Annotated in this window: 19 protein-coding genes; 6 read left to right on the top strand and 13 right to left on the bottom strand. The window is 66.3% G+C overall.

Annotation, left to right across the window (positions count from 1 at the left end):
- Nucleotides 1-2: 2 nt before the first annotated feature.
- The 12 genes from U1707_RS02695 to U1707_RS02750 form a co-directional block, all read right to left on the bottom strand.
- Nucleotides 3-1,889 (bottom strand): XrtA/PEP-CTERM system amidotransferase, encoded by a 1,887-nt coding sequence (locus U1707_RS02695; protein WP_332798582.1) that lies wholly within the window; start codon nt 1,887-1,889, stop codon nt 3-5.
- Nucleotides 1,890-3,380 carry an exosortase A gene (gene xrtA / locus U1707_RS02700; protein ID WP_332798583.1) on the bottom strand — a complete coding sequence of 497 codons (1,491 nt, stop codon included), beginning with the start codon at nt 3,378-3,380 and terminating at the stop codon, nt 1,890-1,892.
- Nucleotides 3,377-4,651: a glycosyltransferase gene (locus tag U1707_RS02705; RefSeq protein ID WP_332798584.1), complete on the bottom strand. Its 1,275-nt coding sequence runs from the start codon at nt 4,649-4,651 to the stop codon at nt 3,377-3,379. Before U1707_RS02705 ends, xrtA begins: the two co-directional genes overlap by 4 nt.
- The gene (locus U1707_RS02710; protein ID WP_443025651.1) at nt 4,648-5,676 is read right to left on the bottom strand and encodes a FemAB family XrtA/PEP-CTERM system-associated protein; all 1,029 of its coding nucleotides are present in this window, start codon (nt 5,674-5,676) and stop codon (nt 4,648-4,650) included. Before U1707_RS02710 ends, U1707_RS02705 begins: the two co-directional genes overlap by 4 nt.
- An 8-nt stretch (nt 5,677-5,684) precedes the next feature.
- Nucleotides 5,685-6,560: an XrtA system polysaccharide deacetylase gene (locus U1707_RS02715; protein ID WP_332798586.1), complete on the bottom strand. Its 876-nt coding sequence runs from the start codon at nt 6,558-6,560 to the stop codon at nt 5,685-5,687.
- Nucleotides 6,547-7,656, bottom strand: a complete 1,110-nt coding sequence (locus U1707_RS02720) for an ExeA family protein (protein WP_332798587.1) — start codon at nt 7,654-7,656, stop codon at nt 6,547-6,549. The genes U1707_RS02715 and U1707_RS02720 overlap by 14 nt, the downstream gene beginning before the upstream one ends.
- A gap of 13 nt (nt 7,657-7,669) precedes the next feature.
- On the bottom strand, nt 7,670-9,412 hold the full coding sequence (locus U1707_RS02725; RefSeq protein ID WP_332798588.1) for a hypothetical protein: 1,743 nt from the start codon (nt 9,410-9,412) through the stop codon (nt 7,670-7,672).
- Nucleotides 9,409-10,452 (bottom strand): AAA family ATPase, encoded by a 1,044-nt coding sequence (locus U1707_RS02730; RefSeq protein ID WP_332798589.1) that lies wholly within the window; start codon nt 10,450-10,452, stop codon nt 9,409-9,411. Before U1707_RS02730 ends, U1707_RS02725 begins: the two co-directional genes overlap by 4 nt.
- 6 nt (nt 10,453-10,458) lie before the next feature.
- Nucleotides 10,459-11,982, bottom strand: coding sequence for an XrtA system polysaccharide chain length determinant (locus U1707_RS02735; RefSeq protein ID WP_332798590.1), 1,524 nt, complete (start codon nt 11,980-11,982; stop codon nt 10,459-10,461).
- A 10-nt stretch (nt 11,983-11,992) separates the two neighbouring features.
- Nucleotides 11,993-12,637 carry an XrtA/PEP-CTERM system exopolysaccharide export protein gene (locus tag U1707_RS02740; protein ID WP_056048289.1) on the bottom strand — a complete coding sequence of 215 codons (645 nt, stop codon included), beginning with the start codon at nt 12,635-12,637 and terminating at the stop codon, nt 11,993-11,995.
- A 141-nt stretch (nt 12,638-12,778) separates the two neighbouring features.
- Complete coding sequence (locus U1707_RS02745; RefSeq protein WP_332798591.1) at nt 12,779-14,005, bottom strand: pyridoxal-dependent decarboxylase, exosortase A system-associated; 1,227 nt, start codon at nt 14,003-14,005, stop codon at nt 12,779-12,781.
- On the bottom strand, nt 14,002-15,597 hold the full coding sequence (locus tag U1707_RS02750) for an acyl-CoA ligase (AMP-forming), exosortase A system-associated (RefSeq protein WP_332798592.1): 1,596 nt from the start codon (nt 15,595-15,597) through the stop codon (nt 14,002-14,004). The genes U1707_RS02745 and U1707_RS02750 overlap by 4 nt, the downstream gene beginning before the upstream one ends.
- A 78-nt stretch (nt 15,598-15,675) precedes the next feature.
- Here U1707_RS02750 and U1707_RS02755 point away from each other — a divergent pair, with 78 nt between their 5' ends.
- The 3 genes from U1707_RS02755 to U1707_RS02765 are packed head-to-tail and all read left to right on the top strand — an operon-like array spanning nt 15,676 to nt 17,416.
- Nucleotides 15,676-15,954, top strand: a complete 279-nt coding sequence (locus tag U1707_RS02755; protein WP_332798593.1) for an acyl carrier protein — start codon at nt 15,676-15,678, stop codon at nt 15,952-15,954.
- Nucleotides 15,955-15,983: 29 nt separating this feature from the next.
- Nucleotides 15,984-16,661, top strand: coding sequence for an alpha/beta hydrolase family protein (locus tag U1707_RS02760; protein WP_332798594.1), 678 nt, complete (start codon nt 15,984-15,986; stop codon nt 16,659-16,661).
- Entirely contained in the window at nt 16,649-17,416 is a 768-nt protein-coding gene (locus U1707_RS02765; RefSeq protein WP_332798595.1) for a hydrolase 1, exosortase A system-associated, read from the top strand. Before U1707_RS02760 ends, U1707_RS02765 begins: the two co-directional genes overlap by 13 nt.
- 17 nt (nt 17,417-17,433) lie before the next feature.
- Here the strand turns inward: U1707_RS02765 and trxB are convergent, their stop codons facing one another.
- Entirely contained in the window at nt 17,434-18,402 is a 969-nt protein-coding gene (gene trxB, locus U1707_RS02770; protein WP_332798596.1) for a thioredoxin-disulfide reductase, read from the bottom strand.
- Between the two features lie 140 nt (nt 18,403-18,542).
- On the opposite strand from trxB, the gene U1707_RS02775 reads away from it, so the two are divergent.
- From U1707_RS02775 to fdhD, 3 genes are read left to right on the top strand one after another with little or no spacing between them, the layout of a single operon-like run.
- Complete coding sequence (locus U1707_RS02775) at nt 18,543-20,831, top strand: FdhF/YdeP family oxidoreductase (protein WP_332798597.1); 2,289 nt, start codon at nt 18,543-18,545, stop codon at nt 20,829-20,831.
- The gene (gene mobA, locus U1707_RS02780; RefSeq protein WP_332799040.1) at nt 20,828-21,343 is read left to right on the top strand and encodes a molybdenum cofactor guanylyltransferase; all 516 of its coding nucleotides are present in this window, start codon (nt 20,828-20,830) and stop codon (nt 21,341-21,343) included. Before U1707_RS02775 ends, mobA begins: the two co-directional genes overlap by 4 nt.
- Entirely contained in the window at nt 21,340-22,131 is a 792-nt protein-coding gene (gene fdhD, locus U1707_RS02785; RefSeq protein WP_332798598.1) for a formate dehydrogenase accessory sulfurtransferase FdhD, read from the top strand. Before mobA ends, fdhD begins: the two co-directional genes overlap by 4 nt.
- Nucleotides 22,132-22,142: the final 11 nt, after the last annotated feature.

Genomic DNA, 22,142 nt, shown 5'->3' on the forward strand with positions numbered 1-22,142 from the left:
CTTTAGCCGAACATTCGTTTCATCGATCGCTCGAGCATGACGAACTGCCAGAGAGTGCGCCCATGCTCGACCTGCCCGGATCGGTGTTCCTCGGCGATGCGCGCGATCGTCGCCATGTCGAACCAGCCCGTTTCTCCCAACGTACGCGACTTGGCCAGGGCGATCGCCTCGCCTGCCAACGCACCCCGGAACCAGGCGCTGATCGGCGTGACGAACCCCATCTTCTGACGGTACAGGATCTCGCGCGGCAGATAGGGCTCCATCGCCTTCTTCATCAGCCATTTGCCCTCGCCGCGACGGAGCCGCATGCTCGCGGGCAACGTGGCGCAGAACTCAATCAAGCGATGATCGAGCAGCGGTTCGCGCGCTTCGAGACCCACCGCCATGCTGGTGCGGTCCACCTTGGTAAGGATGTCGCCGGGCAGCCAGTGCTTGATATCGGCATATTGCGCGCGGTCGATCGCATCGCGGGCAGGCGCGTTCGCCATCGTTGCGACGTAGCGGTCCTCGGCACGATAGCCGCCCAGCAGCGCACGGGCGTTGGCGCCGAACAGCTGGCTGCGAAGTTCGGGCGTCGTCACGCCGACCGAGCGGGCATAGGCCTCGCCGCCGCCCTGCGCGAGGGCGAGCAAGGTAGACTTCGCGCGCAGCGGCCGCGGCGCCCAATCGGCCTTGGGGTAGAACCGGCCCAGTGTGCCGAAGACCTCGGTACGCAGGTGGGACGGCAGCAGGCCGCGAACGCGTTCCTCCGCCGCCTGGAATTTATACCGGCGATAGCCGGCGAGCGCCTCGTCCGCGCCATCCCCCGACAAGGCGACGGTGACGTTTTCTCGCGCCAGGGCGCAGACCTGGTAGGTCGCGAGCGCGGACGCGTCGGCGAACGGTTCGTCGAAGCTGGCGACGAGCGTATCGATCATGCCGAAATCGCCCGACGCGACGACGCGCTCGCGGTGATCGGTCGCGAAACGGCGCGCGACCGTGTCCGCGAACGCGCGCTCGTCATGACCCGCCTCGTCGAAACCGATCGTGCAGGTGCTTACCGCCTTCGGGCTGGCCTCGGCCATCAAGGCGACCACCGCCGAGCTGTCGACCCCGCCCGACAGGAACGCACCGAGCGGCACGTCCGCGACCATCCGCGAGCGGACACCGGCGCGCATCCGGTCGACCAGTTCCTCGCCGAGCGCCTTGGCCGAGCCGGTGGCGCGGTTGGAGAAATCGATATCCCACCAGCGCCGCGGCTGCGGCACCGGGCGGCCGCGCTGGACCAGCAGGAAATGGCCCGCCGCAAGCTTCTTCACGCCCGCGACGATACACGCGTCATCTGGCACGTAGCCGAATGCCAGATAGTCCTCGACCGCGCCAAGATCGGGGACGCGCCGAAGTTGCGGATGCGCGAGCAGGCCCTTCAGTTCGGAGGCGAAGGCGAGCGATCCGTCCGCGAGCTCGACATAGTGTAGCGGCTTCACGCCCATCCGGTCGCGCGCCAGAAACAGGGTGTGCGCCTGGGAATCGTGGATCGCGAAGGCGAACATGCCGTTCAGCCGGTCGAGCATCGACGGCCCCCAGGCGCGCCAGCCGTGCAGCAAGATCTCGGTATCGCCTTCGGTCCGAAAAATCGCGCCCTTGGCGGTCAGCGCGTCGCGCAACTCCGCGAAATTGTAGATTTCGCCATTATAGGTGACCGTCAGCGGGCCGTCCGACATCGGCTGCGGCGAGCCTTCGAGATCGATGATCGACAGACGGCGATGACCGAGGCCGACTCCCGGTGCGGTCCAGACGCCGTCGCCGTCCGGACCGCGGTGCGCCTGGGCGGCGATCATCGCCAGGACGCGGTTGGGCTCGACCGGCTTGGGCGTGCCCGGGTGGAAGATCCCGGCGATACCGCACATCTAGCGCATCCCCGCTGCGCGATCGGCGACTTGGTCGAGCGGCCCGAGCGCGTGCAGGAAGCGTTCGAACGGGCGCCGATCATTGCCCTCGACCGAAAGGTGGATCGCCACCGCGCGTTGCGGGCCGCCGAGCAGCCGCGCCTTCATCGTCTCGATCTTCACCAGCGTCTCGTCATGGGTGGTTGCGTCGCCAACGCGGTACCACGTCGCGACGATCCGCTCCACGGGGCCGGGCGCGGTGATCTTCATGACGCTGCCACCCGCGCCCGTTGTGTCGGCGATGTCAGGAAGATCGGCGACGCGCACCCAGCGGTCCTCCTCGCGCAGCACGCCCGTGCCGAACGCGATCAGCTCGCGGCCCTCGCGCTGGCTGCCGAAGACGGCGATGGCCATGTCGACGGTCGCGCCCGACGTGTCGGCGTAGCGGCCGAACAGATAATGGTCCGCGCCGGGGTAATAGGGCATCCACGGCGCGCGCGTGCTGACCGGGACGCGGTGCCAGCCCGGCACGTCCGGCAGGTCGATATGCGCGGGCAAAGTCTGCGCCCGCCCTGCGATTGCGGCGCTCCAGGCCGGAAACACCGCGACCGTTGCCAGCGAGAGACAGGCGGCGAGGACCGGACCGGTACGCTGCCGGGGCAGCGCCTGCAGTGACGCCGGGTCGAACGCAGGATCGTCGGGCGCACGGTCGAACCAGCGCCAGCCGATCGCCAGGACCCCTGCCATCACGACGCCGAAGAACACCCAGCCATAGATGATATGATCGACTCCGGTTGCCGCCTCGACCGATGTCAGGTCGGCAGCCCAGATCGTCCCGAACGCACGGAAGCCGTTGGCGATCACCGGCACCACGACGGACACGGCCAGGAAGATCGCGCGACGCCGGGTGGACACGAAGCACAGATTGGCGACGAGCACGCCGAACGCGACCATCGCGATGACGAACTTGGCGCCCGAACATGCCTCGGCGACCTCGAAATAATAGCGGCCGGCGTGGATCAGCACGCCGTCGACCACCGCCGGCACGCCGACCAGGCGGAGCAACGGCATGACGATCGCGACCGTCACGGTCTGCAGCGGCGGTTCGAGACCTTCGCCGAAGGGGACGAGGAAGAACGCGTAGCATAGCGGGAACAGCAGCCCGCGCGCGACATTGGGGCCGAGGATCGTCAGGGCGGCGCCCTGCAGCATCATCACGAGCCCGAGCTGGCGCGCAAAGCCGACCGAGGCGGCGTCGCCCATCAGCCAGCCGAACCCACCGATCGCTATAAGCGCGAGCCCGGGCCACCAGCCGATCGGCACGAGCTGCGCAAGCTCCGTACGGCGCTGCCATACTAGCCAGGCGATCACCGGACCAATGAACAGGCAATGCCCGAAGGTGGTGCTGGTCCACCAGATCCGCGCCAGATCCCGGACATCGCTACGGAAGATCAGCAGGATGATCGCCGCCACTACGGCGAGCGCGATGCCGTGACGGCGCCAGATGGTCATGCGGCGAAGTCGAGCAGTGCGTCGAGCGGTGCCAGGCGGGCATCCCAGCCGTACCTGGCGATGACCTGCGCGCGGGCGGCGTTGCCGAGCGTGGCGGCGACGTCCGGAGCCTCGATCAGGGCGATCGTCTGGTCTGCGAACGCTTGTGCGGTCCCGGCGACGCGGATCGTACCGGCGTGGTCGATACCCTCGGCTGCCGCGGTGGAGGCGACGACCGGACGCGCCATTGCCATCGCCTCGAGGACCTTGTTCTGGATGCCGCGGGCGAGTTTGAGAGGCGCGACGCAGACGTCGGCGGCAGCGAGCCAGCCGCGGACGTCGTCGACTTCGCCCGTGACAATGACGTGGTCGCTGGCGAGCGCGTGTACGGCTGGGGTGGGCGCGCGGCCGACGATCGCGAACTGCGCGGGGATACGCTGGCGGATCAGCGGCAGGATGTCGCGCGCGAACCACGCTACGGCGTCGATATTGGGGCGGTAGTCCATTTGGCCGGTGAAGACGATCAATGCTTCTGCTCCCCTCCCTGGAAGGGAGGGGTTGGGGGTGGGTCGGCAGGTTTTTGCCACCAGCGTTCGGGCTTGGGGAAGCCTACCCACCCCCGGCCCCTCCCTTTCAGGGAGGGGGGCGAGATTGGCGAACTGCGCGACCGGATCAAACGTCACCGAGTCGATGCCGTTCTCGACTGCGAGTATCCGGCCCGTCGCGCCGCCTTCTTGGAAGAGACGTGCCTCGGCATCGCTGACGAACAGGCTCGCAGAAACCCGGGCCGCTACCTGCCGCTCGAACGCCCCCAGCAGCCGGGCTTCGCGGTGCATTATCCAGCGCATTGGCCCGCGTGTGTCGGCAGCGAACCCCGCGAACTTGGCGGAGTCGATGTCGACGAAATCCATCACGACCGGCGGCGCGGCGACCGGCACATACTGTGCCATCTGGCCCGAGAAGCAGTAAACGCCGCTGACGTCGGGCATCACGCGATCGATCGCCGCCTGCATCGCCGGGCTGGCAAACGCGGTCAGCGATACAGGCTTGCCGGTTGCCAACGCCTCGACCGCCGCACGCTTCTGAGACTTGGCGCGCGGCAATATGGTGCAACTCGCCAGCATGTCGGTGAACGCAACCGGTGGGTCGAAGTCCGCCGCATCATCCGCGAACGCGACCAGGTGAACGCGCGCGCGCCTCGCCAGATACTGGAGGATGTGGAAGCTGCGGATCTTGTCGCCGCGGTCGGGCGGGAACGGCACGCGGTGAGCCAGAAACAGGAGGTCGCTCACCCCAGTCCCCGGGAAATCCACGGCCCGGCGGCGTTGGCGGCCCATAGCGGCAACCGCTTCCACGTCCTTACCATCAGTGCGTATTTGGGATTGAGCGGATTGACCTCGCGCGCGGGTCCGTTGCTCCGCTTGGCGTAGAGCCGTGGTTCGGGGGTGAAGCCCCAGTTCTTCTTGAACGCCGCCGCCCCCGTACCGGTCTTCGACCGACCGAAATCAAACCGTGTGCAGCCGCGCGCGCGGGCGTGCGCCATCAGGGCGAAATACATCCGGTCATTGGCGCGCAGCCCACGCGCGGCGTCCGTCCCGCCGCCCCAATAGGGGTAGACGGTGCCGTCATGATACACGCTGAGGACGCTGGCGACCGCCCTGCCCTCATGCCGAACGGTAAGAACATCGGCGTCCATCATGCTTGCAACGCTGCGGAAAAGCTTCGCGGGGAACACCGGCGTGCCGAGATTACGGACCGACTCCGCGTAGACGCGGTAATGCTCGGCAAGCAACTTGCGGTCGTTGCCAGCCACGATCTCCAGATCGAAGCCAAGCGAGCGGCGGACTTCGGCGCGTTGCTTGCGCGGGATCGCGAGCAGTTCCGCATCGTCGTCCGCAGCCAGATCACGCGCAAAGCCGAGATAGCTGGTGTCGTCGCTCGCCCAACCCTCGGGCGCCGGACCACCGCGCAGTTCGACGGAGGGGCAGCCGGTCCGGAGCGCGAGGTTCCAGGCCCCCGCCGCGAGCGGCTCGACCGACGCCCCCAACACGCCGCCATCGACGCCGAACCCGGTCGATACCAGCGCACGCCCGAACAGCGGCGAACGCATTTCGGTCAACGGCAACGCACCGACTATCTCGCCACGGGCATCCTCGGAGAGCAGATAGCGGGCACGCTGTCCGCAGCCGTTCTGAACCGCACGGCTCCATGCGGGCAAATGGAAGGGGGTACCGCCGTCGGTCGCCGCAACGAACGCCGCGATCCGCGCGCACTCTGCCGGGTCGCGAAGGTCCGCTTCGCGCACGCCGACGGGCATCGGCGCGGTCACGCCAGCCGTGCCGCTTCGCGCGCGACGACCGTATCGACGCGGCCCCAGGCGTGGCGCCCGAGCAGCCCGCGCAACTTGCCCTCCATCGCGCCCAATCGAGAATAATGCCGGATCTTCGAGCGCATCGGTGCCGCAGCGACCCGCGGTTGCGACGGATCGATCTCCCACGGATGGAAATAGAACATCGCCGGCCGGTCTTCACGATTCACCTGACGCACCGCGAAGTCGGTTATTGCAGCCGGGAGCAGGCGGAAGAACCCGCCGCCGGTGGCGAGCTTGCGCTCGCCGAGCTTGGCGACCGTGACCGGCACCTCCATCAGCGCGCTGTCGGCTAGCGGCTTGAAGCCGTAGCGCGGCGCGTCGAGCCAACCATAATGATCGTGCTTTACCGGCGCGACGCTGGAGGAATAGGCGTAGCCCGCCTCGGCCAGTTCGACATGCGCCCACGGCGTCCGCTGATCGATCGAGAAGCTTGGCGCGCGGTAACCGGTGACCTTCGTTCCCGCGGCATCCTCGATCGCGGTCCGCGCGCGCACCAAGTCTGCGCGAAAGACGTCCGGCGTCATCGTGAAGACGCGCTGGTGATCCCAGCCGTGACTGGCGATCTCATGGCCTGCATCGACGATGCGGCGGATCAGCGCAGGATAGCGGTGCGCGACCCAGCCAAGCGTGAAGAACGTCGCCTTCGTGTCGCGTTCCGCAAACAGCGCGAGGACCGCGTCGGTATTCGCCTCGACGCGCGGTAGCAGCGAATCCCAGTCGGCCTTGTCGATGACGTTTTCGAACGCACCGACCTGGAACCAGTCCTCTACATCGACGGACATGCCGTTGAGAACACCGGCTTTTGGCAGCACGATGTCAGGCCGCATCATGCCAGGCCGCAACGCCCCGGATCGGTGGATAGTCGGGCTTGTCGGCATCACTCTCGACCCAGTCGACGAGCAGGGTCAGCACGCGACGAAGTGCTTCGTCCTGCAACTCGACCCGCGCCTCCAGGTCGGCGATCCGGCTGACGATCGCGGGATCGACGGGCGGCGGGGCGGACGGGGCGGCGAATGAGGGGGCGGATGAGGCGGGGGGCGTGACGGTCGGTGCGGCCTGATGATCTACGGCGGCATCGGCGATGCGCCCGCCGGTGTCCGTCGCGATCGTCGGCAGGTCGCCCTCGAGATCGCGCTGGACCGCGCGCACGACGGCGGCGTCGATCACGGTGAGATCCTCGATCGCGGCATGCAGCATCACGCGGCCGGCCAGCATGTTCAGGCGACGCGGCACGCCCGCCGATCCGGTGTAGAAGGCCCCGAACGCGTCGTCTGCAAAATCGGGATTGCCGGTCCAGCCGACCACCGAGAGACGGTGTGCCAGATAGTCCGAGACCTCGTCCTCTTCCATCGGGTCGAGATGGTGGATCGCGATCACCCGCTGACGCAGTTGCTCGAGGCGATCCGAACCATGCAGGCGATCGCGGAATTCGGGCTGTCCGAGCAGGACGATCTGGAGCAGCGCGTGACCGCCCGCCTGGAAGTTCGACAACATCCGCAGCTCTTCGAGCGCCGAGATCGGCAGCGCCTGCGCTTCGTCAACGATCAGCAGGGTCCGCTTGCCGGTCCGCGCCACTGCGTGCAGGCCACGTTCGATCGCGGTCAGCAGTTCGGCCTTGGTCAGCCTGGCAGGATCGACCTTCAGTTCGGTGGCAACGATCCGCAACAGGTCGTCCGCCTCGATCGCGGTGGACACGAGCCGGATCGCGTTCAATTGCTGGTGATCGATCGTATCCATCAGATGGCCGACCAAAGTCGTCTTGCCCGCGCCGATATCGCCGGTGATGACGATAAAGCCCTCGCCCTGCGCCAGACCATAGCCGAGATAGGCCATCGCCTTGCGGTGCGTCGCGGTCTCGAACCAGAATTTGGGATCGGGGGTCAGCTGGAACGGGCGACCCGTCAGACCATAATGTTCATCGTACATATCGTGCTCGCCTTCAGAACTGGTACCGCGCACCGATCAGCGCCTGCGCCGACCAGTCGCTGTCGAGGTCACCGACCTTGAAGCTGTAAAGCCCGAGCGAGGCTGTGGTGCCAAGTCGCCCGAAGTAATGGTAATATGTGCCGGTCGCGCCATACGACCAGACGCCGTCGTCGCCGGAGACGACCTCCAGCGGGACGTTCGAAACGCCCGGCTCGTAATAATTCAAGAACAGGTCCGCATTGATGCCGGACACCTGGCTGAGCGACCGCGCATAATAGAGCTGCGCGTAATAGCTTTCGTCCTCGAGCCCCGTGACGATCAGCCCCGGTGCGCCGTCGGGCGCGTAGAGACGGCGATTGGTGTAACCCGCCCCGGCGCCCCACGTCGAACGGCCGCGGGTGGCGACGATCACGCCGTCGATGCCGCGTGCACGGTAGCTGGCGGTCGAGATCGACTGGAACACGTTGTCGAGGCAACCGCCCGGCTGTGCGCCGCTGGCGCCGAAGACGCAGCCGTTGAACTGCTGGCCGAAGCCCTGCTGTCCGCCCGAGATAAAACTCGTTGGCAGATTGCCGAGACCGGTGCGGAGCTGGCGACCGAAGGTCTGGATGCCGTCATAGACGTTGACCGCCAGACCGACCGACTTCGAGGCCTGGTACGTCGCGGTCCCGGTGACGCTCAGCGAACCATAGCGGCGGCCGATATGCCCCTCGACCGAGGTCCGGCGGTTGGGTCGCCAGATGACGCCGGCATCGTAATAGAGGCCGTCGGTCCGGTACGCGATCCGGCGTGGCGCGGCGTCGTTGGTGACGAACCGTCCGTCCCTGTCGAGCACCGGCGTACCGGCCGCATCGACCAGCGCGTCCTTCTGGCTCGTCTCGATCTTCTCGTATCCGGCGCCCGCGGTGAGCGCGACATAGGGCGAGATCGGCTGGAGTATGTCGCCGCGGCCATAATAGCCCTCGTACCGCTGCTTGAGCTGACTGGCCGTCTCGCGGTCGTACGCGCCGCTGAGCGTGATGCCGAAGGGCGCTACGCTGCCCGGCGCGGTCGAGGCACGCGCGGTCACGGTGTTGCCGATCGAATCGTCGTAATAGTCCAGCCGCTGGCCCGCGAGCGTCGATCCGCCGAAGGTCGGCGTCTCGACTTTCGTGTAGCCCAGCCGGTAGTTCGCATCGAACGTGACTGGGCCGGCGCGCGTGGTCAGGCTCGGTCCGGCATAGACCGAGTAGAGCTGCGATACGTTGTCGACATTGCCGACCAGCAGGCCAGGCGCGGCGCCGCGGATATCCGACCGCGTCCGCGTGGCGATGCCGCCCGCCTCGAGCGTCAGGTTCGGCGTCACGCGCGCATCGACGCGCGCCAGGCCCGAATGAATGTCGTTGTCCGCGGCGTTCTTGTTCCAGGCGAACCGGTGTTCATAGCGGTAGCTGAGCTGCCCCGAAACGCGCTGCGTCGCGATCGCCGCATCGACGCCCGCGGCAAGGCTGGTGTACGTCAGGACGTCGCCGCCGTTCAGATCGGCATCGAAGATCTGGCTGGCCTCGATATACGGCCGGACCGACACGCGGCGCCCGGTCTGACCTGATTGCGCGGTCTGGTCCAGGGTTGCAATCTGGTTGGACTGACCGGCTTGCGCCGGTTGCCCGGCCTGCCCCCCCTGCACGGACTGCGCTGCCAATGGCGTCGCAACGATCGCACCGATCGTCAGCATGGTGCCCGCCAGCGCACGCTTACGGATCGCGGACCGGCTCACTGCGACGCCTCATGGCCGTAATAGCTACCGAACCGCGCGCCGCCCTGGACGAACGACACCGCATTCAGGACGAGCTGGATATGCTCGCATCCGTCGAGCAGATTGACCGCGGCGCGCAATTCGCTCTCCGGCGTGCGATCGGCGCGGACGACTAGCATCACCTGCCCGACGCGCATCGCGAGCACCGAGGCGGGCGACGCGGCGAGCGCGGGGGGCGAATCGAATATGACGATGCGGCGGGGGTTGGCCGCGAGCAGCCGCGCGATCACGGTTCTGGTCCGCGCACTGGCGAGCAACTCGGTGTCCATCGCGGTCTTGGTTCCCGCGGGCAGCACCGAGAGGTGCGCCACGTCGGTCCGGATCACGAGATCCTCGACGTCGATCGCAGAATCTGCAAGCGCATCGAGCAGTCCGGCGCCGGCGCTGAGCCCGAGCTGGTTGGCGACATCGGGCTTGGCGACGTCGGCATCGACGAGCAGCACTTCGGTGTCGCGCTCGGCGGCGATCGACAGCGCCAGGTTGATCGCGCAGAAGGTCTTGCCGTCCTCGGGCCGCGCCGAGCAGACCAGGATCATGCGCGCCTTTTCGGGGCTGTCGCTCTCGGCGATCCGTGCGCTGGCGATCAGCAGCTGGCGCTTGATCAGGCGAAACTCTTCGGCGAGCGGGCCGACGGGCGCGCCCGGCACGATCATGCCGTTTGCTGCCAACATGCCGCGGTCGATCCGTGCGGTATCGTCGGTTTCGTCCGGCAGATAGAATTCGTCGGGCAGTTCGCTGCCGATCGGCGCGCGCAACTCTTCGGGGATCGCGAGGAAGCTGGCATCCTCGAACGTCGCGTCGAATGCGGGACCATGGGTCGGGCCGCGGTCTACTATTGTCGTCGCGGAAACGTCGTCGGCGGGGACGTGCACGGGCGGCAGATCGTCGACCGGCGCGGGCGTCGGCGGAGCGTTGCGCGCGCGTGCATGCGCGTTGAAGTCGTAGACCTTGGCCGCGCGTTCGAGCAGCGAGGGTTCGCGATCAGGTTTCGTCACGGTCATCCCCCTTTATGCCGCCAGTCCGCGCTGCAGGATCTCGACCCCCAGCAGCAGGACATAGGCCGCGCCCAAGGCGGCGGTGCCGCCCAGGAACATCTTCAACTTGCGCCGACGCTGCTCCGACTGGATTCGCGTCACGACTTCGCCAATCGAGCCGATCACAGGCATCCCTGCTGCTTTTTCGAGCCGGCTCGTGGTGGCGAATGTCGTCCGCAATTGCCCCATCGCGAAGGCTGCGCCGATACCCGCCGCGAGTCCAGCGATCAGCACGCCCGACAGGAGTAGCATCCGGTTCGGCGCGCTGGGCGTCCGCGGCATGGTCGGCGGATCGATGACGCTGAACTTGACGTGATCGCTCTGCGACTGCGCCTGGCCCATCAGCGCGGTCTGCTCGCGCTGCGTCAGCAACGCGTCGTACTGATCCTTGAGCACCTGGTAATCGCGATCGATCGAACCCTGTTCGGCGGCGACCTCGGGATCCCCGGTCAGCTTCGAATTGAGCAGGTCGAGATCGCCCTGCAATTGGCCCCGCCGCATCCGCAGCGACGCGACGGTCGCCTGACGGTCCGCCACCATCGACTGGAGCGACGCGTAGAGAGGGTTCTGCGCGCTGCCCGCGGCGTTGCCGCCGGAAAGCGGCTCACTCCGCGCCGCCGCCGTCGCCGCGGCCAGCTGACTCTTGAGCGCGACCACATCGGGATGGTTCTCGGTATAGCCGCGCGCGCGGGCATCGGCGAGCTGACCCTGGATCGCCTGCAAGCGAGCGCGGGCCGGGCCGGCCGCACCGGCGCTACCGCCGACGCCAGCCACGGTCGCGGGCGTTCCCGCCATCTGGCCCTGCACCGCGGCCAGGCTCGACTGCGCCGCGGCCAGATCACCATCGACCTGCGACATCTGCGAGCGGGCCGCACCGATCCGGTCGCTGATCGACCCGGTCCCCGGCAGCGCGCCGAGATAGCGGTTCTGGAAATCGGCGCGTTTGGCTTCGGCGTCGGCAAGCTGTTTCTGCCGTGACGCGAGTTGCTGATCGAGGAAGGTCAGGCTCTGCGTGGTCTTCGACCGGTCGCCCGCAAGATTCTGCTCGACGAACAGATCGATCAGCTTTTGCGTGATCTGCCGCGCCAGCTTGGGGTTGGATGCGGTGCTGGTAATCTGAAACAGATTATCCTGTTGCGAGACGATCTTGATATTCTGTGCGAGGCTCGACACCCGGTCGGCGACGTCGCGTTCGCTCGAAACCGTATTGGCCAGATCAGTGCCGCGTACGACCTTTTCCAGCGTCACCGCCGATGTCAGCGTCGTACGGATGGCGTCCACGCTCATCGGCACGCTCTGCGGCACGCCGTCCATGCCCGCAGGCAGGATCGTCTGCATCTGGACGAACACGCGTGCGGTCGAATCGTACCGGCTCGGGATCTGCGAGACGACCAGCCAGCCGAGCACGCACACGCCCCACGCCACGCCGAGCGCCAGCCAGCGCCGCGTCCATATCGTGTGGAGCGCGATGCGCACCTCGTCGTAGATCCCGTTCATCGAGCGTGCCTCAGAACATCGATTCGGGGATGATGATCACGTCGCCAGGCTCTAGCCGGACGTTCGCCGAGGAATCGCCCTTCTTGAGCAGGTTGCCGATCTGCAGGCCATATTCGGTCTGCTTGCCGGTCGCGCGGTCGTAGCGGACCAGCCGCGCCTTGTTACCCGCGGCATATTGGCTGAGACCGCCGACCGCGATCATCGCGTCGAGCAGCGTCATGTTGGCGCGGTAGGGGATCGAGGCCGGCTTCTCGGTCGCACCGACAATGCGGACCTGCTGGCTGTAGGTACCGCTGAAATTCTCGACGATCACCGAGACGATCGGGTCCTTGATATAGGCCGCGAGCGCCTTCTTGATGTCGTCGCTGAGCATCGCCGGGGTCTTGCCGACCGCGGGCATGTCGTTGATCAACGGCGTGGTGATGCGGCCGTCGGGGCGCACCTGAACCTTCGACGACAATTCGGGGTTGCGCCAGACGAAGATGTTGAGCTGATCGAGTGGCCCGATGACGTATTCCTCGCCCGGCAGTTCCTTGTTCGCGACATAGGCCGCGGGCGGCAGTTCGGGACGCCCGCCGGTGCTCGTGCAGGCACCGAGCGTGGTCGCGGCCACGCCAAGGGTCAGCAGGGATTTCGAAACGGATCCGGAACGCATTGGTAGTTTTCTCCTGGCGTCACACCGGCCATCGGCTGCCCGACGGACGGCTAAACTTGACCTTCGCTATGAAGGGAACAGGTGAAGATAGCGTTAGGAGCGCCCCGTAACCATGCTCCCGGTAGCCCGGCGTCGCAGTGACTATAGCACAGATACGATCTCGGTTGCGGGTGGATGCCCGAGAAACGCCGTTGGGCTTGCGCTGGCGCCGTATGCGCCGGCCATGAAGATCGCGATCAGCTCGCCGACCTCGACCGCCGGCAACGCCACCTTGTCGCCGAGCCTGTCGAGGGGGGTGCACAAGGGACCGACCACCGATACGGTTTCGGCCGGTACTTGGCCCATTCGCGCAGCGACCGCGATCGGATAGTTGCGGCGAACGACGGTTCCGAAATTGCCGCTGGCAGCAAGTTGGTGATTGAGTCCGCCGTCGACGACGACGAACGTTTCCCCCTGGCTTCGCTTTATATCGACGACGCGGGTGAGATAGACGCCCGCCTCCGCGACGAGCCAGCGACCGAGTTCGATCGCGAACCGCGTTTCGGCAAGGATCGCCGGACGGGATGCGAGAGCGTCTGCGAGCGCAGCGCCGACCCGTTCGACGTCTAGGGCCACGTCGCCGGCGAAATAGGGGACGCCGAAGCCGCCACCGAGATTGACGACCGGCGGAGCAACGCCCGCCTCGTCGCTGAGCCGGGCGGCGAGCGCGATCGTGGCGGATTGGGTTTCGGCGATGGCGCCGGGGTCCAGAGCCTGGCTGCCCGCATAGATGTGAAAACCGCGCCAGTCCGCACCGGCGTCGACGATCGCTCTCACGAGCGCTGCGGCGCGGACCGCATCGACCCCGAACGGCGAGGCCCGCCCGCCCATTCGCATGCTCGAGCCGCGGAGTTCGATATCGGGGTTCACGCGCACCGCCATGCGCGGAGCAAGGCCGAGCCGATCGCCGATCGCGAATGCCCGCGCTGCTTCGCCTGCCGATTCGACGTTGAGCGTGGCGCCGGCGGTAATTGCGGCCGTAAGTTCATCGTCACGCTTGCCCGGTCCGGCAAAGCTGATCGACGCGGCAGGCTTGACCGCCAGTGCCTTGGCCAACTCACCCGACGACGCGACGTCGAGCCCGTCGACCAGCGGCGCGATCGCCGCAAGCAGGTCGGCGTGCGGATTGGCCTTGATCGCATAGTGCAGGTCGATCGCGGGCATCGCTGCCCTGAAGCGCGCGATCCGAGCAGCGACCATCGCCATGTCGTAGATGAACAACGGCGTGTCGCCAGCTTGCACCGCCCATGCGTCGGCGGTCCGGCCGGCGATGACCAATGCACCAGACTGCACGGCAAACTCGGGAGGAAGAGCACCCATCGGTTTCATGACGCGCTCCCCTCCTTGTTTCCCCGCGCTCGGACCTCCAACGCTATGGCAGATCGATCCAGTTTCCCATTGGCGTTACGTGGTAATTCTGTCCGCCAAAGATACTCACCCGGCTGCATGAAGCTCGGCAACGCCGTCCGGAGCCGCGCCCGCAACGCCGGCTCCTCGCTCGCGTCCCCCGAAAGCATCACCACGATCGCCTGCCCCAGCCGCTCGTCCGGCACGCCCACCGCGACCGCCTCGCGCGCTTCGGCTCCAGCGAGTACCGCCTCCTCCACCTCGAGCGGGCTGATCCGGTTCCCCGCGCTCTTGATCATCTCGTCGTCCCGCCCGACGAAGCGAAGCAGGCCGTCTTCACCCTCGACCACGGTATCGCCCGACCACACCGCCATGCCGGCCCCGTCCGGTGCCGGCCGAAACCGCTGCGCCGTTCGCTCGGCATCCTGCCAATAGCCTTGCGCGACGAGCGGCCCGGCATGCACCAACTCCCCCGCCTCCCCCGGTGCAGCGCGCGATCCGTCGGGCTTCACCACCGAAATTTCCGCAAACGGAATCGCCCGCCCCATCGCGTCGGGATGCGTATCGATCAGCGCCGGGTCGAGATAGGTCGACCGGAACGCCTCTGTCAGCCCGTACATCGCGTACACGTCCGCCGCCGGAAACCGGTCACGAAGCCCGCGCACCAGCCGCGGGGTTAGCGCGCCCCCCGAGTTGGTCAGCCGCTTCAGTCGCGCCGCGGTCTCCGCCGGCCAATCCGCCTCCAGCAACTGCACCCACAAGGGCGGCACGCCCGCCAGCGTCGTCGCCCCGACCCGCTCGACCGCCTTCACCACGTCGCGCGCGACCAGATAATCGAGCGGTGCCACCGACGCGCCCGCTACCCAGGTGGAGAACAGCTGGTTCTGGCCATAGTCGAACGACAAGGGCAGCACGCCGAGCACCCGGTCTTCAGGCTCCAGCTTGAGATAGTGCGCGACGGAGATCGCCCCTAGCCACAGGTTCGCATGGCTGAGCATCACGCCCTTCGGCCGCCCGGTGGAACCCGAGGTGTAGAGGATCGCCGCAAGACTATTAGAGTCAGCATCCGACGGACCCATAACGCCGTTGTTCCCCCGCGAAAGCGGGGGCCCAGGGTTACAGAGCGCAACGTTTGGGATTCCTAGACCCCCGCGTTCGCGAGGGAACGAGAGTAGCTCCGTCTCGTCCACGATCACGCAGCCATCCGGAACGTCGCCATCGTCCAACGTCCCAGCCCGCGCGCCCTGAGACAGCAGCAACCGCGCGCCGCTATCGCCAAGAATATGCGCGACCTGCGCCCGCCGCAGCAGCGGATTGATCGGCACATGGACGAACCCCGCCCGCGCCACGGCCAGCGGCATCAGGCAGGCGACGCGTGTCTTGGGCAGCCACGTCGCGACCCGGTCGCCCGCGGCCAGCCCCTGGGCGGCAAGCCAGCCGGCCAACGTTCCGACGCCCGCCTCGAGTTCGGCAAACGTCATCGTCTCCGCTTTGTCGATCAGCGCGACGTCTTCCGCAGCACCGCGCAAGGCGACATGGTCGATAGGGTACGGAATGGGATTGAGAGACATCATGACAGCCCTCATAGCGCCAAGCCGTTGCCGAATTCACCCCCACACGCTAGCGCGGCCCGGTTCGTAACGGTTCAGGCGATGCTCGTGATCTTCGAAGGTACTTCCCAAGTCGAAACGACGGTACGCGCCGTCCTTGCAGACATACTCGGCCTCAGCGCCGATCGCGTCGCCGCGTTCACCGCCGACACGCCGCTGTTCGGCGCACTGCCCGAACTCGATTCGATGGCGGTGGCCAGCGTGCTGACCGAACTGGAAGATCGTCTCGGTATCCTGATCGAGGACGACGAGGTCGATGGCGAGATGCTCGAGACGTTCGGCGCACTGGTCCAGTTCGCCGCGAACAAGGCGCTGGTTTAGCCTCGACGGGGGGGCTAGCCTCGACCGGGATGACCGGCCTCCGCTTCGAACATTATGACTGGGCGGGTGGTCGCGAAGCGATGCTCCGGTTCGGCCCCGATACGGGTCCGATCGTCGTCGCCACGCTCCCCCTTTTCGAAGAGGCTAACCGAACGCGGCAGTTCCTCGTCACGATTTTGCGCGCGCTGGCGCAGCGCGGGATCGGCAGCGTGCTACCGGACTTTCCCGGCGTCGGTGAGAGTTGCGTTGCTACGGCTGATGCGCGACTGATCGACCAACGCGTCGCCTATAACTCGCTTATTCAACAGCTTGGCGGACGCAGTTACGGAATTTCGATAAGAAGCGGCGCGCTCTTCGACGTGGAAGCGGGCCTCGTCGGCCGGTGGCAATTGTCGCCGCAGACCGGCGAGGATCTTGTGCGCGAACTGGATCGCGCGCGGGCGGCCAATCGATCCGCAACTGCGGGCGCGACCGACTATGCTGGCAACACGCTGTCCGATGCGATGCTGAGCGACCTTCGCGACGCGCTGCCTTATGCCGCGGAGTGCCCTTTGCGGACCGTTCGCCTCGACTCCGACCCCCGCACCGCGAATGTGAAGTACGTGGCGTCGCCCTTGTGGCGCCGGTCCGAACCCGGCAACGATATCTCATTCGCGCAAGTGCTTGCCGGCGATATCTCGGAGTGGGTCGCATCATGCGAACGCTGATTGCGTTCTCGTGCGAAGGCGAAACGCTCGCCGCCACGCTGGACGAAGCCGTCGGCACGACCGGGCTCCTCATAGTCTCCGGCGGCAACGAGATCCGCAGCGGCGCGCATCGCGGCATGGCTATGCTAGCGCACCGCCTAGCCGCCACCGGCACGCCCGTCTTCCGCTACGACCGCCGCGGCGTCGGCGATTCGACGGGCGACAATGGCGGCTTCCTGAGCGCCGAGCCCGACCTTATCGCAGCGGTCGCCGCGTTCAGGAACGCAGCACCGCGCGTGACCCGCTTAATAGGCTTTGGCAACTGCGACGCCGCCAGCACGCTCGCGCTGTTCGGAAGGGTGGCGGGGTTCGACAAGGTCATCCTTGCCAACCCCTGGGTCATCGAACCGATAGACGACCTCCCCCCCGCCGCCGCCATCCGCGCGCGCTACCGCACCGCGTTCCGGGACTCGGCGACATGGCGTCGAGCACTGTCTGGGAACCTCAATATCGCCGGTCTTATTAGGGGCATAGCGAGGATAGTTCGGACAGACCGGGAAAGCCAAAACCCTCTCGCCGGACGGGTACTGACCGCAATCGCGGACTGGGAAACGGACGCCACCGTCATCCTGGCCCGCGGGGACGCGACCGCCATTGCCTTTGCAGCGGCAGCCGGCGTCGCCGTCCCTTCAGAGACTATCGATACCGACTCTCACAGCTTTGCGGGCACCGCGGGGGCCGCGCTGGAGAAAGCGATCAGGCGCAATCTGGCCTGATCGCTTTCGCGCCGCCGTTATTCGGCGGCTTCGGCGAATTCCGCAAACTCGGCTGCGGCGAGGAACCGCTCTGCGTCCAGCGCCGCCATGCAGCCGGTGCCGGCCGCCGTCACCGCCTGCCGATAGACCTTGTCCGCCACGTCGCCGCAGGCGAACACGCCCTCGACGCTGGTCCGTGTCGAACCCGTCTCGACGGCGATATACCCATCCGAATCGAGATCGATATGGCCGCGGAACAGCTCGGTTGCCGGGTGATGCCCGATCGCCACGAACCCGCCATCGACCGCGAGCCGCGACCGCTCGCCAGTTACGGTGTCTTCGAGCTCGAGCGCGACAAGGCCTGCGTTGCCACCGCCATCGACGAACTCGCGAACCTCCTTATTCCACAATACCGTCACGCCCTTATGTGCGAACAGACGCTCCTGGAGGATCTTCTCCGAACGCAGCGAATCGCGGCGGTGGATCAGCGTCACGTCGGGCGAATGGTTGGTGAGGTACAGCGCCTCCTCGACCGCGGTATTGCCGCCGCCGATCACTGCGACCTTCTTGCCGCGGTAGAAGAAGCCGTCGCAGGTCGCGCAGGCGCTGACGCCCTTGCCCTTCATCGGCTCCTCGCTGTCGATGCCGAGCCATTTCGCCTGCGCCCCGGTCGCGATCACCAGCGTGTCGCCCTCATACACGTCACCGCTGTCGCCGATCAGGCGGAACGGGCGGCTGGTCAGGTCGACCTGCACGATCGTGTCCCACATCATCCGCGTGCCGACATGTTCGGCCTGCGCCTGCATCTGTTCCATCAGCCACGGGCCCTGAATCACGTCCTTGAAGCCAGGATAATTCTCGACATCGGTGGTGGTGGTCAGCTGACCGCCCGGCTGGATACCCTGCACGACGATCGGCGCCATGCCGGCACGCGCGCCATAGATCGCGGCCGACAGCCCGGCGGGCCCCGAGCCGAGGATGAGCATGCGGGTGGTATGGGTGGTCATCGGCATTCCTTGACGGTTCTGGCCTTGGAGATTCGGGATTGCATCTAGGGGATGCGCGCGCGGATTTGAACTGCCGGTAAATCTGTTGCGCCTGCATCGAAAGCTATGCCGCTTCGTTAACAAGCAAAACGGAGATGAGCATGAGCGACGACCGTACCGTAGAGATCGAGGATTACACGGCACCAGCTGGCGGCTGGGGTTCGATGAAGTCTCTCGTCGAGATTTCTGCACGCGAGAAGGTAGGACCCGAAATGGTCCGCGAACTGGCGCGCCAGAACAAGCCCGACGGCTTTCAGTGCGTCAGTTGCGCCTGGGGCAAGCCCGCACACCCGCATGTCGCCGAGTTCTGCGAGAACGGGGCGAAGGCGACCGCGTGGGAATTGACGTCGTACCGCGTGACGCCGGCGTTCTTTGAACAGCATACCGTCAGCGAACTGCTCGGCTGGAAGGATTTCGACCTCGAACAGGCCGGCCGCCTGACGCATCCGCTGAAGTACGATGCGGCCACCGACAAATACGCCGCGTGCAGCTGGGACGAAGCCTTTGCTGGGATCGGCGCCAAGCTGAAGACGTATGATCCGACCAAGGTCATCTTCTACGCGTCGGGTCGTGCCAGTCTCGAAACCTCGTACATGTATAGCCTGCTTGCACGCATGTACGGCAGCCAGAACCTGCCCGACAGCTCGAACATGTGCCACGAGACGACCTCGGTCGGGCTCAAGTCGGCCATCGGTTCGGCCGTCGGCACGATCCACCTGTCGGACTATGAGAAGTGCGACGCCATCTTCTACTTTGGACAGAACCCGGGCGTGAACAGCCCGCGCTTCCTGCATCCGCTGCGCGATTGTGCAAAGCGCGGCGTCGAGATCGTGGTGTTCAATCCGCTGAAGGAACGCGGGCTGGAGAAATTCCAGGATCCGCAGAATCCGATCGAGATGGTGTCGGGCAAGTCGACGCCGATCGCATCGCAATACCATCAGTTGAAGACCGGCGGCGACGTCGGCGCGATCATGGGGATGTGCAAATACCTGATCGAAGCCGACGACAATGCCAAGCGGATCAATGGCCTGCCCGTGCTCGACCACGCGTTCCTGAGCCAGCATACCACCGGGTTCGAGGCGTTCGCCGATGTCGCGCGAGCGACCGAATGGGCGACGATCGAGCATGAGAGCGGCCTGGCCCGCACCGAGATCGAAGCGGCGGCGAAGGTCTATGCCAAGTCGAAGGCGGTCATCGCGGTGTACGGCATGGGGCTGACCCAGCATGTCGGCGGGATCGACAACGTCCACATGGTCGTCAACCTGATGCTGCTCCGCGGGAATATCGGCAAGCCCGGTGCCGGCATGGGTCCGGTCCGTGGTCACTCAAACGTGCAGGGCCAGCGCACCGTCGGCATCACCGAGAAGCCTGAACTAGCCCCGCTCGACAAGCTCGCCGAGCAATTCGGCTTCGAGCCGCCGCGCGAGAAGGGTTGGGATACCATCGAGGCATGCGAAGCCGTGCTTGACGGCAGCGCGCAGGCATTCGTCGGACTGGGCGGCAATTTCGTCCGAGCGATCCCCGACCATGCACGGATGGAGCCGAAATGGCGTGGGCTCGACCTGACGGTGCACATCGCGACCAAGCTCAACCGCTCGCATCTGCTGCCTGGCGAGACGTCGTACCTGCTCCCCTGCCTCGGCCGGATCGAGACCGACATGCAGGGCACCGGGCCGCAGAGCGTGTCGATCGAAGATTCGTTCAGCCAAATCTACGGCTCGAAGGGCAAGGCAACGCCGGCGGCCGAGACGCTGCTGTCGGAGCCGGCGATCTTGGCCGGGATCGCCAAGGCGACGCTCGCGCCCAATCCGAAACTCGATTGGGACGCCTGGGTGCGCGACTATGCGCGCGTTCGCGATGCGATCGAGGTGACGTATCCGGACATGTTCAAGGACTTCAATGCGCAGATGTTCACGCCCGGCGGCTTCTGGAAGGGCGTGCCGGCCGCGCACCGCGAGTGGCTGACGGAAAGCGGCAAGGCGGAAATCAACATTCCGCAGGCGCTGAACGTGACGGGGTTCGAGGAAGCCGAAGGGCGCTTCCGGCTGATGACGCTGCGGTCGAACGACCAGTTCAACACGACCGTCTATGGCTATCATGACCGGTTCCGCGGCGTGAAGGGTACGCGAGACATCGTGTTCATGAACCGCAGCGACATGATCCGCATGGGGATCACCGATGGCGACGACGTCGATCTGGTGGGCGATGCCGGCGACAATTCGGACCGTCGCCTGAACAAGCTGCGCGTGGTCGAATATTCGATCCCCGAAGGGTGCCTCGGCGCTTATTATCCCGAGAGCAACCTGCTCATGCCGGTTGCTCACCATGCGCGCGAAAGCCATGTTCCGGCAGCGAAATCCGTGCCCGTGCGGATCGAGAAGACGCGCTGACCGAGCGGCGCGTTCTCGGCGTCGTTCTTGCGGGCGGGCGGTCGTCGCGGTTCGGGTCGGACAAGGCGATGGCGGTGCTGGACGGGCGCACGTTGGCGGACCGTGCGCGGGCGCTGCTGTTGCCCCATGTCGATAGCGCCGTGATTGCGGGACGCGATGGGGCGATACCTGATCTGCCAAGCCCGGATATCGGGCCTCTGGGGGGTATTGCGGGCGCACTGGATTACGCAGCCTCGCTCGGGTTCACCTTGGTGATGACGATCGCGTGTGACATGCCGTGGTTGCCGGATGGTCTGCTCGCGGCACTCTCTCGGCATGCTCCCGCGTATTGTCCCGATGCCCCTGTCCTTGGGCATTGGGAGACTAGCTCGCTTGGAAACTTGCTGACGCATATCGAGACCGTGCCACGGCGATCGGTGCGGGGTTGGGCGGACGCGATCGGCGCTATCCCGGTTCCGGCGGGTTCGCCTATTCCGAACGTCAACACGCCGCAGGACCTCGATACCTTATGAGCACATCGCGCACCCAAGCGATCAAGATCCTGCGGCCTGATTCGATCACGGCCGGCGAGCGCGCGATCGCGATCGAGGTCCCGGTCGCGATCGAGATCGACGGACTTGGTTATGCGGTGATGATGATGACCCCGGCCGATCTGGTCGAGTTCACGACCGGCTTCCTCCTGACCGAGCGCCTGGCCGACAACGCCGACGATGTCCGAGACATCGATATCTTCGAGGCGGAGGCGGGCTGGATCGTTCGCGTCGGCTTGTCCGAGCGGTGCAAGGGCCGCATTCACGACCGTGTTCGTCACCGGACAAGCGACACAAGTTGCGGGCTGTGCGGGATCTCCGGGCTCGAGCAGCTTCGCAAACCGGTCCCCAACGCCTCGCCAAAGCCCGATACGCCCGTTGAGGCGCTGTTCGCGGCACTAGGCGGCCTGCGCGCGCATCAGCCCCTCAATGCGGCCACGGGCGCGATCCATGCCGCCGCCGCCTGCGACCGCGAGGGGCGGATCGTTGCGGCGTATGAGGACGTCGGCCGCCACAACGCGCTCGACAAGCTCGTCGGCGGCATCGCGATCACGGGGCAGCCTATCGACGGCTTCATCCTCGTCACGTCGCGGATCAGTTTCGAGATGGTCGACAAGGCGCTGATCGCCGGTGCGCCGATGCTGGTGGGCATCTCCGCCCCGACCAGCCTGGCGATCGATCATGCCCGCGATCACGGCCTGACATTGCTCGCGCTCGCCCGCAGTGACGCGATCCTGGTGGTCAACGATCCGTGGGATGTCTTCGCCTGAGCGCACGTGAT

This window comes from Sphingomonas sandaracina, assembly GCF_036663695.1.
Taxonomy (GTDB): Bacteria; Pseudomonadota; Alphaproteobacteria; order Sphingomonadales; family Sphingomonadaceae; genus Sphingomonas.